The sequence below is a fragment of the Formosa bonchosmolovskayae genome, assembly GCF_051016085.1.
Taxonomy (GTDB): Bacteria; Bacteroidota; Bacteroidia; order Flavobacteriales; family Flavobacteriaceae; genus Formosa.
Genome location: NZ_CP174605.1, coordinates 3,887,884 through 3,905,241, shown reverse-complemented (window position 1 = coordinate 3,905,241; position 17,358 = coordinate 3,887,884). Strand labels below are relative to the sequence as shown.

Here is a 17,358-nt window from a genome sequence, read left to right as displayed (position 1 = left end):
AGTTGTTTGTATTTAGCCGTTTTACAAGAGATTATTCCTTAAACTTATTAGTTTTTTTCTTCGTTATTAACTAAATTTACGTAGAATAAAAACGATAGTTTTAGCGAAAGCATCATTTAGAAATGCATACTATAAATGACTTCAAAAATTCTATTTAAAAATTCCATTTAACTTTAATATTAATATGAAATTCATCACAAAGATTTAGCCCAATTTAGTATTTAAAATCACCGCTAAAATTTATTGTGACGAGACTCATAATGTATTAAAAAGTATTATCGATTTTAAATTTACAAATAACATGAGTAGAGAGACAAATGCGAATAATGAGGCTGTAATTCGAAGTAGAAAAGACACTATACGATACATCAACCTACAGTTGGCGGCTTTAGGACAACCTATTTATCACGACGACGAAAATGCGGAAATTGCATTTAGTAATCCGAATTTTCAAAAATTAACCAACGGATTGATTAAAAGTTTTCGTGAAAAATCTAGAATTCTATCAGACCATTTAGCCCCTGTAGATCATAGAATACAATCGTTTATAGAAGATTATTTAAAAGACATTACTTTTGATGAGCCTTTAAAAATTCCTAATGATACCCTAGTATTAAACCAAGCAGGACATGCCCGCGAGGTAAGTTTACCTCCTAATGGTGATAAGTTTGTAAGTGAAGATGTTACATCTTACAGAGTTAGACAAGGGGTATTAAACAATCCTATTCATGATAAAAGAACAACAAAAGGAACATTTCATATTGTAGAAGGACCTTTACCAGTGCCTTTAGATAAGTTTGAAGTACCTAAAATTACTTTCGCACATTTACTTGCGGAAGCGCTTAGGCCGTCTGCAGAATTAAAAACATTACCATTTACATCTAAGCAAGAACAAAAAGCTGAGGTTATGGTCTCTATGTTAATGCGTCCTATGGTTTGCCCAGAAGTAAAAGGAGTGACTACTAAGAAAAGTTTAGAAGTGCGTTTCTTTGCTCCAGGTAGTTTAGTTAGTAATTTAGATTTCGTTGAAGCTATTTTTGGTAATGCCGGAGATCCTTCGCTTGTACAAAACGATGCCGCTTTAGATACAGAACACTGGACTGGACATACGGGGTGTATTATTCTTGCACCTCAATTAAAATTACTTAAGAAAAAAGATGTTGGTTTACCACACTACGACGATGCAACAGAACGTCAAAGAACAGATGGTATGTGCTGGAAAGATGCGGACGAGCTGTATAATGATGGTGGTGCATTTAAATTAACATGTAGAGACGATAGAGGTGTAGTGGTAACGCTTATTGCCGATAACTATTTTGGATACTCTAAAAAAGAAATTAAAACTCAAATTAGTTATTCTGCTAACTTATTTGGTTTAGTGGAAGAAGAACACTCTGGAGGAGCCGTGGCTTACCCAAGAGGTGTAATGGGAGATATTGTTAATGGTGCTGGTTGGAATAGAAAATATGGAAATAAATATACCTTTGAAGATGTAAAAGCGCTTTTAGGAGATAGAATTGATGTTAAAGAGGGACATTATGCCATAGATAAGAAATATCCAAACATTGTATACGTGCCTGAAAATGCATACATAAATACAAATACAAACGATGTTACTTGGACATATAATGGAAAAGATCAACGTATCTTATTGAATCCGCATAAAACATATGTGCATCCGTCTGGTAATAAATTTAAACTGGAAAAACATGATGCTATTTCGTTATGGCGTATAGTAAATACAGCTCCAGAAGGCGTATTCTGCCATAAACCATGTACGGTGTCTGGTGGAGGAAAGTCAGAGATTTCTAAATCTATGAAAAATGCAATTACTTATAGTAATTTCAATATTATAGATATAGATGAAGACTTTAAAAAAGCAGACGAAATTATAGAGTATGACTACTCTAAAAGATGGAGAAATTACGATCCAACGTTACCACCATCAGAACCATTTTTAAGTTCTAAAAGAACATTAGGGTCTGCTGTACGATTATTGCAACCTTTAGATGTGTTTACAGACGAGTATAACGAGTTTGTATCTAGCATACCAGTACACATTAGATCTTTAGTATTGTTTGTTAAACGTTTATATAGACAAGATCACGATGCCTTAAATTGGAAAGATTGTGTGTCTGTAGATATTGTAAACGGACAAAAAGGAACAGGACTTAAATATTTAGATAATCCAGTGGTTGGTAGTTATGTGCGTATTGGTTTTAATCAAGATGGAAACTGGTTATTAAACAAATTAAGATCAGATTTCTCTGCGAGTCTAAAAATTCAGATGGAAGACGATATCTCAGCGTCTATAACCCTGCCTAGAAACAAGTTTAAAAACCTAAACCCACAGTATACTAATAAGAGTTTAAAAGTGGTAGCGAATTGCGAAGCGCATTTATTCCAGAGACCAGACGAAGCTATTATTAGAGGATACGACAAAGGTGCAGAACGTGATATTGTTGGAGATAATGTATTCCTTACAAATTACGAAATGCTGACTAAAAAAGACGCTATAGAAATTTACGAAGACACCATTAACTATGATAAATATACACAACCGGTTAAAGATTTAATCGAAAGTGTTGTTAATAGCCCTAAAGACGAAGAGTATTTCGCGTTACCATCGCATACTAGAATTGTTAATGGTGAGCCAACTAAGAATCCGCGTTATTTGGAGAAAAACATTTTCTTAGAAGAATCTGAAGCTAGTTATTTGGCAGAAGTTGGTATGCGATTATTCAGAAAAGTAGACTCTGAAGAAGCTGTTATAGATGTTGTAAATGCTGTATTGCCAGGAAGACGTAATAATCCAGCCGATACAAAAGCAGGTATTCGTCCGTTAGCAGTATATAACCCAATCCATTATCAGGAAACTCCAGAAATGTTTATGGACTTTATTTGTAGTCTTACAGGTAAATCGCCATCTACAACAGGAGCTGGATCTGAAGGCGCCTTAACAAAAGGACCTTTTAATATGTTAACGCCTACAACAGATTTAAACAATGCCTTACTATCTCACATCTTAACAGAATCTAATGCGTTTAGTACCGCGGCTGGTTATGTTGGTGGAGAAAATAAAGTAGATCACGATATTAGTATTTTAATACCAGAAATCTGGGCACGTTTAGAACCTCAAGATAGAGATCCTAACTTCTTAATTAAAGATGGAGCTCTAGAGAAAATAGACGATTTCGAATACAACGGAAAGAAAGTCTTAGCGAGTAGATTAGGATACCGTATTACAAAACAATTCTCTTTAAGATGTTTAAACCGTATTTTCGATGAACCTAATGCTGTGTTTAACGAAAAAATGCTTAAACCAGAATTGCAAGGTATGGAAGACTATGTAGATGGAATTAACAATATTGTAGAAGCGCAACAAAAAGTAGCTTTAAGATATTTTGAAGATGGAAGTATTGAAGCTGCAGTACCACCATTAAAAATTCTTTTACATATGATGGCTTATGGACATTACGAGGGTAAAGAAATGAGCGATCCAGAATTAAGAGGATATTTTACTAGAGAATATATAATTAATAGTGAATGGTATAAAGAGCGTTTAAAATTAAAACAACAAAAAGACATCGCTTTCTACACTAAACAAATTAATTATTTAGAAACATTTATATCTAACCCAGGCAACACGCAACAGGTAGAAGAAATGGATTTAAACGGACGTTTACAAAAAGTTAAAGATTTGTATAACGAAGCAAATACAGATGAGTATTTAAAAGGATTAGAAGGAACCATTGGAGCAGATCCATTGTATTATAAATAATTCCTAATTACATTATACCGTGATAACGGTCTATAAAATTAAAGCTTGAGGTTCGCCTCAAGCTTTTTTTATGTCTACTATTTGGGTGTTTTTAGATTTTCTATCTCATTGCTCCGCTTAAGTTGTTTTAGAATCGAACCACAGCCTGATTGGGCCGATTTAGATTCAATTTAAATGATGAAAACGGAGAACAGTGGAGTTCTTAATTCAGAGGTGGAATGCGTTAGGGAAAAGAACATTTATATGTGAAAGGCGATTATACCTAAAGAGCTAATATTTCTCCGAGATTAGCAGTTTCAAAATTATTCAATCTGTTTTTAAGCTTATTTTTTTTTCGGGAGGTATAGCGGAAGAATATATCCGTTTATTTAAGCAATGTTATTGCAATTTATATCTATTGCAAAAATAGATTAAATGGTACGAGTCGAGTAGGAATTTTTCAATCGTCTATTTTTGTTAGTATAGAATCGCCCGAGTTTTATTTTACGAAATATACTCACCTTAATCCGCACAAAAGGAATACATCAGATTTAAGAGCTTTAAATTACTAGGAACTGATAATTATACAGATAAAAAAGAAAGGTGTTTATAGCTTTTTAGAATACGGAGAATACAGTTTAAATGCTGATTCATCTAAAACTCGTATCTGAAAATGAATAAATGGGCTATCATAAAATCACTTACAAGCTTGTTGAAGGTTAAAAGATATTAAATCAAAACAGTTATGATTTTTCAGTCTCTGTTGGAACTATAGCTTCGAGTCTAACATGACTTTATTAAACCGCATCAAAGAAAAAGCTAACTGTTAATCTTAGAATTAAAAATGACCACGTTTAATGGCGGACAAAAGTTAGAGGTGTGACCATCATTATTATTCAGTGCCCCTTAAATAGACCAAACAGAATACCCAAGCTCGGACGTAAATGAGTATAAGCTTATAATTCCTTGTATATCGGTCATAATCGATAGTAAATGGTCGATAATTTATATTACTTCAAGTTAAATATTTATAGTATTGCTAGCACTTAAGGCATTTGGCTTCACTGCTTGGAAAAGGTATCGAAGCTATAGAAATAAATTTTAGTGCTTGGTGAACTCAGTTGTGAAATTATAAAATCTGTAAGCATACAAATAGATGAAACACTTTTTTACTATAATATGGACTTGCTTGCTCTCTGCTTTTTTGTTAGGGTGTGGACAAATTTCTGAAACGCGTGTTATAAAATTAGCGCATGGTTTAGATGTTAAACATTCGGTGCATTTATCCATGTTAAAAATGGGAGAAGACCTTAAAAAAATCTCTGGAGGAAAAATGGTTTTGGAGATTTATCCAAATCAGCAACTAGGAACCGAACGTGAATGCTTAGAACTTATTCAGATTGGAAGTTTAGATATGACGAAAGTTTCTTCTGGAGTTATGGAAAACTTTTCACCTAAAATGAAGGTATTTGGATTGCCGTTTTTATTCCGTGATCGCGAACATATTTTTAATGTTTTAGACGGTCCAATAGGAAAACAATTGTTAGACGGTGGTACAAAATATTGGCTTAAAGGCATCGGGTACTATGATGCTGGAAGTCGTAGTTTTTACACTAAAGACAACCCGATTAATACCCCAGAAGATTTAGCGGGATTAAAAATTAGAGTGATGGAAAGTGTTACGGCTATCGAGATGGTTAAAAGTCTTGGAGGCTCGCCAACACCAATTTCTTGGGGAGAGTTATATACCTCTTTGCAACAAGGTGTAGTTGATGGAGCAGAGAATAATCCACCTAGTTTTTATTTATCTAGACATTACGAAGTTTGTAAATATTTTGCATTAGACGAGCACACCTCGTTACCAGATATTATTGTTGTTGGGACACATTTATGGGACAGATTATCTGATCAAGAGCGCGTATGGATGCAAGAAGCGGTAGATCGCTCTGTGGTGTATCAAAGAAAATTGTGGGCCGAGGCTGAAAAAGAAGCCTTGGAAGAGGTCCAAAAAGCAGGAGTTAAAATTATTCGTCCGGATAAAACCTTATTCTCAGATCAGGTGAAAGATGTTTACGATCAGTATAAGGATAACCCGGAAATGTATAGCTTAATTCAGAACATTAAAGAAACCAAATAATATGGCATTTAGAAACACATTAGATTCCATTTTAGGAAAAGCGTTAATCGCTATCATGGGCATTATGGTCCTTAATGTACTATGGCAAGTATTTACAAGATTTATTGTTGGTACACCTAGTTCTTTTACAGATGAATTGTCTAGATATTTAATGGTTTGGTTAGGAATTTTAGGAGCCGCGTATGTGTCTGGAAAAAATATGCATGTCGCTATCGATGTGCTTCCACAACGGTTTAGTGAACGTACACAAAAGCAATTACGGTTATTTGTCTTTGCTTTAGTTATTGCGTTTGCTTTTGTAGCTATGGTTGTCGGCGGATTTAGACTGGTGTATATAACTTATGTTTTAGAACAACGCTCTCCGTCTTTGCAAATTCCTCTAGCCGCAGTTTATGCTGTAATACCACTTAGTGGAATGCTTATTATTTATTATAAAATTACTGACATTATTAAAATTAAATCATAATGGAATATTTACCTGTAATCGTTCTAATTATAAGTTTTGTAGCCTTACTGTCTATAGGTACGCCTGTGGCATGGAGTATTGCTATATCTTCGGTCTTAACCATGTTGGTTAGTATTCCTGCTTTACCTGCATTTACTACTGTGTCTCAACGTATGGGGACGGGTTTAGATAGTTTTGCGTTACTAGCCATACCCTTCTTTGTACTCTCTGGACAACTCATGAATAAAGGTGGAATTGCACACCGGCTTATCGCATTTGCTAAAACCTTAGTAGGTTCACTGCCAGGAGGCTTAGCCTTAATAAACGTTATTGGTGCCATGTTAATGGGGGCCATTGCGGGTTCTGCTATGGCTTCGGCTTCGGCTATGGGAAGCATCCTTGGTCCAGAAATGGAAAAAGAAGGCTACTCTCGAGAATTTGGTGCTGCTGTAAATATTACATCCTCAACGACTGGTTTAATTATTCCGCCAAGTAATGTGCTAATTGTATATTCTCTGGCGAGTGGAGGTGTGTCTATTGCCGCATTATTTTTAGCGGGTTATATTCCTGGAATACTAACAGGGCTTTTACTTATGCTAGTCGCGTCTTTTTGGGCTAAAAAGAAAAAGTATAAGTTAGGAGAACGTAGTTCTTTAAGACAAGTGTTTAAAACGTTTATAGATGCTGTTCCAAGTTTGTTCTTGTTGGTTGTCGTTATTGGAGGAATTGTATCAGGTATTTTTACGGCTACAGAAGCTTCGGCAATCGCCGTATTATATACAATGGTTTTAGGCTTTATGTACAAGGAAATTAATTTTAAAAATCTTCCTGAAATATTATTAGAGTCTAGTGTAACTACAGCAATTGTAATGTTACTTATCGGAGCTTCTATGAGTATGTCTTGGGTGATGTCTTACGAGAATATTCCACAAGATATTAGCTCGGCTTTATTAAGTGCCAGTGATAATAAAATTGTTATTTTATTAATTATAAACTTACTGTTATTATTTGTTGGGATATTTATGGATATGACTCCAGCAGTATTAATCTTTACACCAATATTCTTACCGGTGGTAACAAAATTAGGAATGGATCCAATTCAATTTGGAATTATTATGGTATTAAACCTATGTATCGGACTGTGTACACCGCCTGTGGGCTCCGTCTTGTTTGTCGGGGTAGGAGTGGCAAAAACAACTATTCAAAAGGTTATAAGGCCCTTGTTACCGTTATTTTTAGCCATGATTTTTGCACTGTTTTTAGTGACTTTTTTCCCGGAATTAACATTGTGGTTACCAAGATTATTTGATTTATAAAAGTATAATTCTAGCTATTAATATTGTTTTAAGCGTTCCTGTATCATGCTATGTGATTTATTACTGTAAGGATGATAAAAACATAAATTAATAGCTACATGCTTTTAAAGTAATCGAAGTGCGCTTTTAAAATATAGGATTATAGTTGAAAATAAATAAGAAAAGTAGGCAGACGTCTACTCAATTAACGGACGTATTTATTATATCTTATTCGATAGGTGCGTAGCGCAGTTTCTATGTCTTTCGGACTCATATTAAAGTCGTCTAGGAGTAATTTTTCAGAACCATTATTATAGGTATAAATCAAGTAAAATCGGGTGGTTTTGCCTGCTCCTTCCATAATTACCTCCTCGTGTTTAATTTCTGCCCAACTTTTAAAGTTTGATGTAGAGGTCTCAATACCTTTATTATCTATAATTAATTGAGGGGCGTTATTTAGGAGTGGTTTCAGTTCTTTGTAAGCTAAATATGCACCAACCAAACTTAATCCTGTTCCTATGAAGTAACTATCAGATTTTAGTAGTAAAAAAAGTCCTGTGAATAGACAGATAAGCATGAGTATGAAATTGTAAGTACTCTTAAATTTTGAGAAATACACTCGTGTTCTAATAGGCAAGGAGCGGTCTTCAAAATAATCATCTTCTTTTTCAAACTTTTTAAGTAATAGTTTCCATTTTAATTTATCAGCTTCAGATTTTATTTCCGTTTTATTAAACCATTTGGTATCTGTCCAAATCAACCCATTTTCAATAGCACTTTTTTTTAATTCGTGAACATTTCTTACGTTTTCAAATGCCCATATACGCCATTTTGTAATTGCAAAACTCCAATACGTCCAAGCGAGTCCAAAGCCTAGTAAAAAGCTAATGACAATACTCCAATTCGGCATTGATTTTTCAGCAGATAGATATAAGGTTATGCCAGGGATTCCAAGCATAATAAGCGTTACAGGAAGATTAATAACTAAAAGGCCTCTAGTAATTGCTTTATCTACAGTTAACGGCGTTTTCATTTGGGGTCTCAATTTAATTGGGACTTATGCTTGGGGTATTGTTTCTTCAAGCTGTATTCATCTTTAAATTTAAAATAATCTACCATTTTGGTAAATAATCTAACATGGATAAGATTTGACATGCACCTACAAAGACACTCGCTAATATAAAAAATAGTAAAAGACTATGGCCTCCACGAACCTTATAAATGGGAGTGCGATTAGAACGTCTTAATGTCTTAACCACAAAAAACGGTGCGATAAAGAAACCAAAAATAACAACTAATCCCGCGAACCCTATGGCAGCAATAAATCCGTTAGGGAAAAAGAAACTGATTATTCCTGGTGGGATAAACGTGATACAAGCCGACTTAAAACGGCCTTTTGCATGGTCTTTAAAGGAGAATTTATCTGCGATATAATCGAACAACGCCAAACCAACTCCCATGAAAGAGGTGATAATTGCAAAGTTTGAAAATAAATTTAACACAAAACTTATCATATGACTGCTTTTGTGTGTTCCAAATGCACTAATTAAGTGCCCTATATTTCCACCGGCTTCGTTAATCGCTATAAATTCATAGCGGGAGATATTTCCGAAAGTCACAGTAAGAAACAAGACGTACACAAAAAAGGTAATTAATGAACCCCAAAGTAGACTCCTTTTTATTATTGCTGGATTTTTTCCGTAGAATTTATAAAGACTTGGAACTACCGTTGCCAAACCAAAAGAGGTCATGAAATAGGGAAGTGCTGCCCATAGATAAGGGAGATATGCAGATTTTTCACCTGTAATATCAAACAACTTAGCCGTTTCTATTTGAATTGCAAAGCCGGCCATGGAAATGGTAAATGAAATAATCATTCCAAAAACTAAAATGGTAGAAATTCGTCCAACCATAGCAGTACTTAACCATACAATAAGTGCTAATAGGCTACCTAGCGCCAAGCTCATTACGCCTTGCATCCATGAATTCGATTTAAAAATATCCCATCCTAGACTTTCCATAACGATGTTACCAAAAGCACTAAAATAGGCGTATAACAATATATACATGAGGAATGCAATAGACAAACCAATTAAAATGCTCCAGTTTTTACCTAGAATTTTTTTAGAAATGGTGTCGAAGCTTGCGCCTGGCTCAAATAGGAGGTTAGCTTCTAAAATATATAGTGCAGAGAGGTAATTTAAGAACCATAAAAGCAATAGGCATACTAAACTTAGTACAAACCACATACCTGACGAAACCACTGGTAAGGAGAATATTCCTGCTCCGATAGTCGTTCCCGCTGTTATCATAATACCCGTTAAGGCGGATTGGTTTTTCATTGATTTTTTTAACTATTAGAGATGAAATGTTTCCAAATTCATACTTGAATTAATAACCTTTAAGTCAGTCTGATATTCCTTTTGTGAGTAATGACTAAAAACTTTCATATTCTCGGTCTCTAAATGCCAAAAAAAATATTGTCCAAATGTAGCAAAACACAATACATAATTCACGGTGAATTATAGTGCTTTTAAGGTCTTAAGTGTATAAAAAACAAAAACCGCCTAGAAAGACGGTTTTAAATTATAAATCTGTATTTTATTTAGAGGATGAAAACGTTTCAGGAGTGGTAAGTCGTTCTCTCCTACGTCTTGTATTAAGCCGTTTTAGTTTTGCAAGTGGCGCTCGAACAATAAGCTTCTCCAATAGTTTTTGCAACTGCTATTCCGAAAATAATATGTCCCATTAAACTACCAACAGCCATTAAAATCATTGGCCCTTCCATTTGAGGCATTGGCATTATAGCGCCCATTACTTTCATCATTATCTGAGCGAAAACAAAGGCAATGATTCCAAATATAGCTCCTTTTAAAAATATATTCTCAACTTTTATTTTTGATGCCACTAAAAAGGTGTAAATCACGGCAAAACTAATTCCTATCATGAAATGCATGAGCCACCCTACAAAAACGGGCATTCCTAACATACCTGCGAGCATGGTTGGTGGAGACATTTTTGGCATCCCCATCATTGGTGCTACCATCATTACTGCGGTCATTATAACTGTACCGATAATTCCTGCTAAAACTGATTTTTGAATTTTGTTGTTCATGATTTTTATATTTTAATAAATTAGAGTTGTCTTTAGTGACTAACTATATCTTTATACCAATACGATGTAAAAATCACCCACGAAAAGAAAATATTTTTTAATTTTCTTTAAAATTTATCTTCTTCTTTTACTTTTTTTATCTGTTCTACACATTTATACTTCTGATTTTGAGCATTATGCTTGGTTGAATAACCGTATTCTTTTTGAATGTCTTCAATAGCTTTTTCTTTAAAAAACATATCGTGTATTAAGCCTTGGCAGTGTTTTGTTATTTTATGAAGGTACGTTTGGAGTTTGTCGACGTTAGTTTTTTCGTTTTCGATAGCTAAGTTTATTTCTTCATAAAAGATGTTGTCCATCAGATCTGTAAATTCAGTTTCTCTATTAGCTGTTCTTAATCTTTTAAACCACATGTTTTTTGAGATAGCCATAATGTAGGTTTTTATGGAAGCTGTTAACTGAAAATCGTCCTGACGAAGCTTTTCTAATAAAACAATCATAGTGTCTTGAAAAATATCTTCCGCATCATCTGTTCGTCCGTTATTGTTTATTACAAAACGGTTTACCATACCAAAATATGCTTTGTAAAGCTGTCCGAAAGCTTTATTATTTTCTCCTTTAAGGTCGTCTATTATTTCTGTTGTCATTTAACTTTCTATTTGTTAACCACATCCGGTTGCTTTAAATCTATTATAACCATATTTAAGTTGCCTTAGGTCTTCTTGCGCCATCAAACAGCGCTATTCATTTCTAAATTTTTTGAGAGCTACACAATGGGGATATATAAATCTACTATAAATTTGTTCTCAGGATGTGTTCTGTAATCGTTTTGATAAATTTCAAAAGGATTTTCAGGACTCTTTTTAAATCCATTTTCATTCATCCATAAAAAGAGGCTTGTCCATGCTTTCTCAAAATCATGTGGTGAAATTTCGAAACGTCCCACGATACACTTGCCTTTTTCAATAGTTAACTTACTAATCTCGCCAGCAACATCGAAAGCTTGATGTGTTGTTAGAAAGATGCTCATACGCACTTGATCCGGTGCCGTTACTTTAAAACTATCGTAGAATAGTCTCCCCATTTTGGCTTCAGGATGGTTTAGTAAACCTTTTGGTATTGCCCATTTTGTAAGGGTTTCAAATGCATTTTCTAGGCCGTTAATACCAATGTGAGTTACAGAAGCCAGAGTTTGTTTAGGCGTGTCTTTAATTTCAATTTTTGCATTCATTTCTATCCATGTTTTTAGATTATTGAGTATGCAAATGTAGTCCTCGCTGTCCGGATAGTATTGTCCGTTCTTGCTTTTAAGTTGACGGATCTTGCTATGTCTGTTTGGATTTTCTTTTATAAACCCGGTTGGACTGATGCCATAATATTTTTTAAAAGCCTTGGAAAACGACGAATTATCACTAAATCCGTATTGATGAGCTATTTCGATTGTGGTTATGTTTTTATGTAACAAATCTGAAGCCGATTTCTCAATCCGTCGTCGTGTTACATATTCATTCAGTGTTTCTTGGGTAATAAATTTGAAAATTCTGTGAAAGTGATATGGTGAGAAAAAAGCGATTTCAGCAATGGCATTTAAAGATAAATCTGATTCCAAGTTCGAATCAATATATTCGAAAACACGGTTAATCCGATTTTTATAGTCGCTTTCTATCTCTTTATCTACGGGTTTCATTAGTGTTGTACAGTTAAGGTTTTAAATGGTAGTCGTGATTTTAATTATATTATACCTGCCAAGCATAATAGCAGTAAGTATAAAAAAAATGTTTTTATAAACTTCTGTGTGAGCTAAAATTATCAATTATCCGAAACCTAAGGTATCATCAAAATCTAATTCTCTAATGACTTCTCCCTTAGAATTTATTAAGATTTGTAGCCATTCAGTGAAGTTTTGCACTTTATAATTAAGTTTTTTATTACTTATACTATAATAAGCTAAAGGCCATTCCCCATCTTTAGTATCTTCCGAAGTCAACCAACACCATGCACCTCCATTAGAATCTTCGGGCATTAAGCATAGTAACGATTCTACTTTTATTTTTTTATTGTCTAATTCTATTTCCTCATCTAGGTCCTTCCGGTAATCTGATAAGAAGGATTTATCACGAATACTACCAATTGAATTTGCGTAAATCCAATTTCCACCATCTCCAAAATATTTTAAAAACAACGTATACGATAGAGGTAAAGTTAAATATAGTTGCTTTTCTATTTCGACTAATTCTGTTTCGGTAAGGACTGGTTGAACATCATTATGCAATTGAAATTCTTCTAGCATGGCAATAAGCAACCTAGATATTTTATGATTGTTATAAGAGGATTGATTAATCGCATTTATTCTTTTCGTTATGTCAATCCTGTCTTGCATTTTCTTTTTTATAACCTCAGATTTCTTTTTGTTTTCAAGTTGTAAAAATCCAATAATTAAAGATGTAAGAAATACAATAGCTAAAAGTCCAGTTTTCATTTATTTAATATAACTTCTACGTTATACGTTTATTTAGTTATGCTTTATCCATAAATACAGCTTCAGTTTAAAATTAAATTTAAGCTGATTATAAATTTGCCATAAGTAGTGGTTTATAGTCTAAAGATAAATGTAAAGGTTTTTCTTAGGAAAATGAGGATTATTATGTGAGGATTTGTTGAAGTTTTTTATCGAAAAGACAAATACTGTGACTTATTTTTTATCAACACTGTAGTGTTCTACAGTGTTGATATTCGGTAATATTTACCGTAATCCTTCAGGTCTTTTGCGTTGTGCAATGGTGTTTTGGAGCTTTTATGTCATTGGTCTATGGCGAACTATGCTATTATTCTTTAGTTGTCTAAAACCAATACCTTTAAAGCTTTTTCAGAATCTGCCAACACCCGCAGTTTATAATTTTTCCATGGTATAACTAGTTTGTCATTAGCTGAGGTATTTAAAGATGTAAACGAAAAGCTGTGCTGTTCATTTTCGTTAGAGAGCGATACGGAATAGCTGTTAAATACATCGATCTGATTCCCATTTAAATCTTCCGACCATTCTCCAGTACAGGTTTCGAATAGTATTGTAATGTTTTCTACAATTGCCGATTGGCCAAGGTCTATAAAAAAAGGTGCACCAAAGTCTAATTTTTCAATGGCTAGCACAACATCTTCTGTATTGGTTCTCAAACTAAAAGCATAACGGTTAAATGCTTTTGGAAAGTTTGTTTTAGGGCTATTCGTAGAATCATTGTTATACCAAAGAAAAGTTGTGTATTCTGTGTGGTTCTTCATTATTTTTAATTCTAACTGAATAGGAGGGATATTTTTATTATTTGCGTCTAACCCCATAAATAAGTTCACAGGCTCTATCTCTAATATTTCGAAGTACACGCTCGGGTTTTTACCAATTTTAAGAGAAATGTTAATAGAACCATCTATTGTTTTCTGTGCGGATTGTGCAAAGCCCGAACGTTGAAAGACAAGACAGAGCAGTAGTAATGTATTTAGTATGATAGGTTTCATTGCAAAATGGTATTTTAAAAAAGATGATCCATTTTGAATATAAACATGTAGAAGAGCATGCCTATGGTACCAAATAGATGAAACCAAAACCCAATATAGTTAAATACTTTTACATAAGTTTTATTGCGAAAGCCAAGGATGATATTGAGTGCAAATATTAAAATAGAGAGTTCTATACCCCACGCAAAAACTTCTGAAATTGCAAACTGATATGGGTTTGAATTTATAATGTTGAAGGTGAAAAAAATAAGTGTTCCAAATGCAATAATAGCATTTAAGGAAGCTATGGATATTAAGACTTTTTTAGTTTTGAACCTCAGGATTATAGTGGCTAAATGACAAATAAAAATAATAAAAAGGACTATAATTACTGTGGTATCATTCATAACAATGAATTTAATTCTTTTAATTGCAACTAGTCGATTCGTAAAATAGGGTTTGCGTATTGCTGGTAATAGAACTGTAAGGAGTTGCATATTAGGAATAAATTTACGAATTATTTACTGTAAATTATCCTAATTATTAGTGTCTTTTATTAAGGCATTGTAAATATAATCAGGAGTTTTAGACTTGATTTTGTCCATCTGAGCTTGAAAATGTTTAGAGAGCACCTCTTGTTCTTTTTTGTTTAAATTTTCAAGAATACCCACGCTACCATAAAAACTAATGTTTTCGTCGTCTTTATGTACTAATACAATTATTGGGTAATCTTTTTGTGCTTCGTGTATTTGGAGTTTCTTTTCGATTCCAGTTATTGGATTTTGGCGATCTAAAAAATAAGTAAAACGTATGTCTTTTACAGTAGAAAGGTCGAAGGGATACGCTGTAGGGGTTGCAGATGTTATTATACCCTGAACTTGGTAAAAATCACCTTCATTATAATCCGAATATTTCTTATCACCCTCACAAGATAGGAGTCCGAATGATAAAATAACTAGTAGAATAAGTATAATTTTTCTCAAATGATTTATAATGGTTAAGCTAAAAATAATATTTTATTATATAGCCTTATTAGAAGGTTCTTATTATTTTATTGTAGGTTTTAAATTGTTGTCAACAAATGCGTTAATAGCTTTAATTAGTATTCTTACAATTAATAAATATGCCATAAAGTAGATTAATAGTTTTTAGATATATTATAAATTTTTTCTTAGAAAAAAAACAGGATAATATATTGAGTATTATCAATTTGGTTATAGACGTTAGAGTTGAAATTCTATAAATATAAAAATCGGGATTATTTAATCCCGATTTTTATAGAGGTACTTTATGTGGCTTTGGTTAAAAATTCGAAATTTGAAATCGAATTCTAGTATTCAGGATCAAGGATCTATGTCTTACTATAATTTATTGATTACTGGAAAATCTGGTAACTTTTCTGTAGATAATTGTTGGTGAATACAAATGGGTACATAACCAACTTCCAGTCCTTTAGGGGGTGTAACCAATAAGTTCTTATCCAAGGCTATTTTTTCCTGTTTTGGGTCTGGGAAATATTGGTCGTCGCTATGCCAGTTGGTGTGAATAAGCTCTATTCTTTTTTGAATAAGAGCGCGTTCTGCTTCATTCATATCAGAATTTAAAATAGAGGGTTGTTCATTAAACTTATACCAGTAATACACAGCTGTACTGCCGTCTTCTAATTTGGCGTAGAAAGGTCCTGCAGTAGGTCCTGGTGTTTTCCAAGCATCTACAACTTTATCGCTATACGTGTATTCAGGAAGCATAGGCGTATAAATAGCTTCTCGATTATAGTTGTCAAACTCCCAATCATTCTCATAATCTGCACGAGAATCTAATGCTTGTAATCCGCTTTCTTCAGGTACTTCAGATTCAGGAATAGCTTTTGGCGATTTTGTGCCTTTACGTAGTACATAATATTCTGGTAATTTAACGAGGTTTCGACCTTCTACCTTTTCAATTAAATCGCCTTTCCATTTAAATGCTGCGGCAGAGGGATCATTAGGATCACTAACTCTGTTAACAAAATCTGCCGAAGCAATGTATTTTGTTTTATCTAATCTATAAGAGGCTTTAAAATTTGTATTTGTTCTAATATGCACAGCTCCTTTTTTCGCATTGAAATTTGTCGAGGCTACAGGTCCGCCGTTAAACCAATCGCTCACAGCATTCCACATAGTGTTATCCATATTCATAGGCATGGTTCCAATACGTCCTATACCATCGGCATCCATGGGCATAAGTGCAGGAGAAATTTTATAATACGTATCTCCATTAGAGTTTACCCATTTTTTTGCTGGTAAGTTATTGGTTTCTCTTTGAAAACGTGGTGAGCGCTTTAATAAACTATTATCTAGATTTCTACCAATGGTGCTTTCTTGAGTTAAAGAGCGTTTAGCCCAATGGTAAGGTGTATGAAATGCAACTGGCCCACTAAAGTTTGCCGTATTAAAAAACAGGGTCCAAGATCGGTTTCCTGTGGGTTTGTTTTGACCCGCCGTAGTGCTTTTAGGTTCTGTTAAAGGCAAGGCGTAATAGCCGTAACCGAACATTTTGTTATTTTCTCCTTCTTTAAATCCGATGCCATCTAAAGGGAAAAGCAAAGTATTACTTATTACTGCTGCGCCGTAGCGTCCGGTATTATCTTCCCAACGTAGCGTAGGCGATTTTCTTGAATTTTTAAAGCCGGGAGAACCTTGACCTGGCCCATTACTAAAAGCTCCGAAACCGCCAGCAACACCACCCATTGTAAATTTTTGTGGGGTTTTATAGTTATGAAAGCTATTTGCAGGCTTATATCCTGCTCCACCTTCTATAGAATGGTAGCCATATGCATCTCTGTGATAATCTGGAAGATCGTATATTTTTGCTGGTCTATACCAAGTATGCATCATACCACTTTGGTAAAAACTCCCAACCCATTCGTCTGGTACGGTATTATGTATATTGGTGTAGTGCATAGCACCATAAATATGAGTTTCTGGAATGTCGTCAGAATACGACATAAATAAATAAGGTTTAAAAGTCGCCTTTTCGACCTGAGCAGAAAGCGAAAATCCGATTAAAAAGGTAAATAATAAATAGTAGTGCTTCATTGTTAGAGGGTGATTATTTGTTAAATAGGGGTTGGGAAATATT

At 33.9% G+C, this 17,358-nt stretch carries 13 protein-coding genes; 4 read left to right on the top strand and 9 right to left on the bottom strand.

The features are described from left to right. Window positions 1–301 precede the first annotated feature (301 nt). From ACKC83_RS16760 to ACKC83_RS16745, 4 genes are all read left to right on the top strand, one after another. A complete protein-coding gene (locus tag ACKC83_RS16760) occupies window positions 302–3,781 on the top strand; it encodes a hypothetical protein (protein ID WP_434036423.1) in 3,480 nt (1,159 codons plus the stop codon). Between the two features lie 1,135 nt (window positions 3,782–4,916). Beyond that, window positions 4,917–5,897, top strand: a complete 981-nt coding sequence (locus tag ACKC83_RS16755) for a TRAP transporter substrate-binding protein (RefSeq protein WP_434036422.1) — start codon at window positions 4,917–4,919, stop codon at window positions 5,895–5,897. Window position 5,898: 1 nt separating this feature from the next. Beyond that, window positions 5,899–6,363, top strand: a complete 465-nt coding sequence (locus tag ACKC83_RS16750; RefSeq protein ID WP_434036421.1) for a TRAP transporter small permease — start codon at window positions 5,899–5,901, stop codon at window positions 6,361–6,363. Beyond that, the gene (locus ACKC83_RS16745) at window positions 6,363–7,658 is read left to right on the top strand and encodes a TRAP transporter large permease (RefSeq protein ID WP_414035030.1); all 1,296 of its coding nucleotides are present in this window, start codon (window positions 6,363–6,365) and stop codon (window positions 7,656–7,658) included. The genes ACKC83_RS16750 and ACKC83_RS16745 overlap by 1 nt, the downstream gene beginning before the upstream one ends. A 184-nt stretch (window positions 7,659–7,842) precedes the next feature. Here ACKC83_RS16745 and ACKC83_RS16740 read toward each other — a convergent pair whose 3' ends face one another. The 9 genes from ACKC83_RS16740 to ACKC83_RS16700 form a co-directional block, all read right to left on the bottom strand. Further along, window positions 7,843–8,670 carry a hypothetical protein gene (locus ACKC83_RS16740; protein WP_434036420.1) on the bottom strand — a complete coding sequence of 276 codons (828 nt, stop codon included), beginning with the start codon at window positions 8,668–8,670 and terminating at the stop codon, window positions 7,843–7,845. 79 nt (window positions 8,671–8,749) lie between these two features. Then, on the bottom strand, window positions 8,750–9,979 hold the full coding sequence (locus ACKC83_RS16735; protein ID WP_434036419.1) for an aromatic amino acid transporter: 1,230 nt from the start codon (window positions 9,977–9,979) through the stop codon (window positions 8,750–8,752). Between the two features lie 317 nt (window positions 9,980–10,296). After that, complete coding sequence (locus ACKC83_RS16730; RefSeq protein WP_434036418.1) at window positions 10,297–10,752, bottom strand: DUF6789 family protein; 456 nt, start codon at window positions 10,750–10,752, stop codon at window positions 10,297–10,299. Window positions 10,753–10,859: 107 nt separating this feature from the next. Further along, window positions 10,860–11,399 carry an RNA polymerase sigma factor gene (locus tag ACKC83_RS16725; RefSeq protein ID WP_434036417.1) on the bottom strand — a complete coding sequence of 180 codons (540 nt, stop codon included), beginning with the start codon at window positions 11,397–11,399 and terminating at the stop codon, window positions 10,860–10,862. 119 nt (window positions 11,400–11,518) lie between these two features. Continuing rightward, on the bottom strand, window positions 11,519–12,439 hold the full coding sequence (locus ACKC83_RS16720) for an AraC family transcriptional regulator (RefSeq protein WP_434036416.1): 921 nt from the start codon (window positions 12,437–12,439) through the stop codon (window positions 11,519–11,521). A gap of 126 nt (window positions 12,440–12,565) precedes the next feature. Then, window positions 12,566–13,231 carry an SMI1/KNR4 family protein gene (locus ACKC83_RS16715; protein WP_434036415.1) on the bottom strand — a complete coding sequence of 222 codons (666 nt, stop codon included), beginning with the start codon at window positions 13,229–13,231 and terminating at the stop codon, window positions 12,566–12,568. A 353-nt stretch (window positions 13,232–13,584) separates the two neighbouring features. Further along, a complete protein-coding gene (locus tag ACKC83_RS16710) occupies window positions 13,585–14,259 on the bottom strand; it encodes a hypothetical protein (protein WP_434036414.1) in 675 nt (224 codons plus the stop codon). Window positions 14,260–14,774: 515 nt separating this feature from the next. Continuing rightward, window positions 14,775–15,221, bottom strand: coding sequence for a hypothetical protein (locus tag ACKC83_RS16705; protein WP_434036413.1), 447 nt, complete (start codon window positions 15,219–15,221; stop codon window positions 14,775–14,777). Between the two features lie 378 nt (window positions 15,222–15,599). Next, entirely contained in the window at window positions 15,600–17,315 is a 1,716-nt protein-coding gene (locus ACKC83_RS16700) for a hypothetical protein (protein WP_434036412.1), read from the bottom strand. Between the last annotated feature and the right edge of the window lie 43 nt (window positions 17,316–17,358).

Excerpts from the sequence above, each read along its gene's own strand:
- ACKC83_RS16715 (WP_434036415.1), bottom strand. The coding sequence starts at position 13,231 with ATGAAAACTGGACTTTTAGCTATTGTATTTCTTACATCTTTAATTATT.
- ACKC83_RS16710 (WP_434036414.1), bottom strand. The coding sequence starts at position 14,259 with ATGAAACCTATCATACTAAATACATTACTACTGCTCTGTCTTGTCTTT.
- ACKC83_RS16760 (WP_434036423.1), top strand. The coding sequence starts at position 302 with ATGAGTAGAGAGACAAATGCGAATAATGAGGCTGTAATTCGAAGTAGA.
- ACKC83_RS16725 (WP_434036417.1), bottom strand. The coding sequence starts at position 11,399 with ATGACAACAGAAATAATAGACGACCTTAAAGGAGAAAATAATAAAGCT.
- ACKC83_RS16700 (WP_434036412.1), bottom strand. The coding sequence starts at position 17,315 with ATGAAGCACTACTATTTATTATTTACCTTTTTAATCGGATTTTCGCTT.
- ACKC83_RS16750 (WP_434036421.1), top strand. The coding sequence starts at position 5,899 with ATGGCATTTAGAAACACATTAGATTCCATTTTAGGAAAAGCGTTAATC.
- ACKC83_RS16755 (WP_434036422.1), top strand. The coding sequence starts at position 4,917 with ATGAAACACTTTTTTACTATAATATGGACTTGCTTGCTCTCTGCTTTT.
- ACKC83_RS16735 (WP_434036419.1), bottom strand. The coding sequence starts at position 9,979 with ATGAAAAACCAATCCGCCTTAACGGGTATTATGATAACAGCGGGAACG.
- ACKC83_RS16720 (WP_434036416.1), bottom strand. The coding sequence starts at position 12,439 with ATGAAACCCGTAGATAAAGAGATAGAAAGCGACTATAAAAATCGGATT.
- ACKC83_RS16745 (WP_414035030.1), top strand. The coding sequence starts at position 6,363 with ATGGAATATTTACCTGTAATCGTTCTAATTATAAGTTTTGTAGCCTTA.
- ACKC83_RS16730 (WP_434036418.1), bottom strand. The coding sequence starts at position 10,752 with ATGAACAACAAAATTCAAAAATCAGTTTTAGCAGGAATTATCGGTACA.
- ACKC83_RS16740 (WP_434036420.1), bottom strand. The coding sequence starts at position 8,670 with ATGAAAACGCCGTTAACTGTAGATAAAGCAATTACTAGAGGCCTTTTA.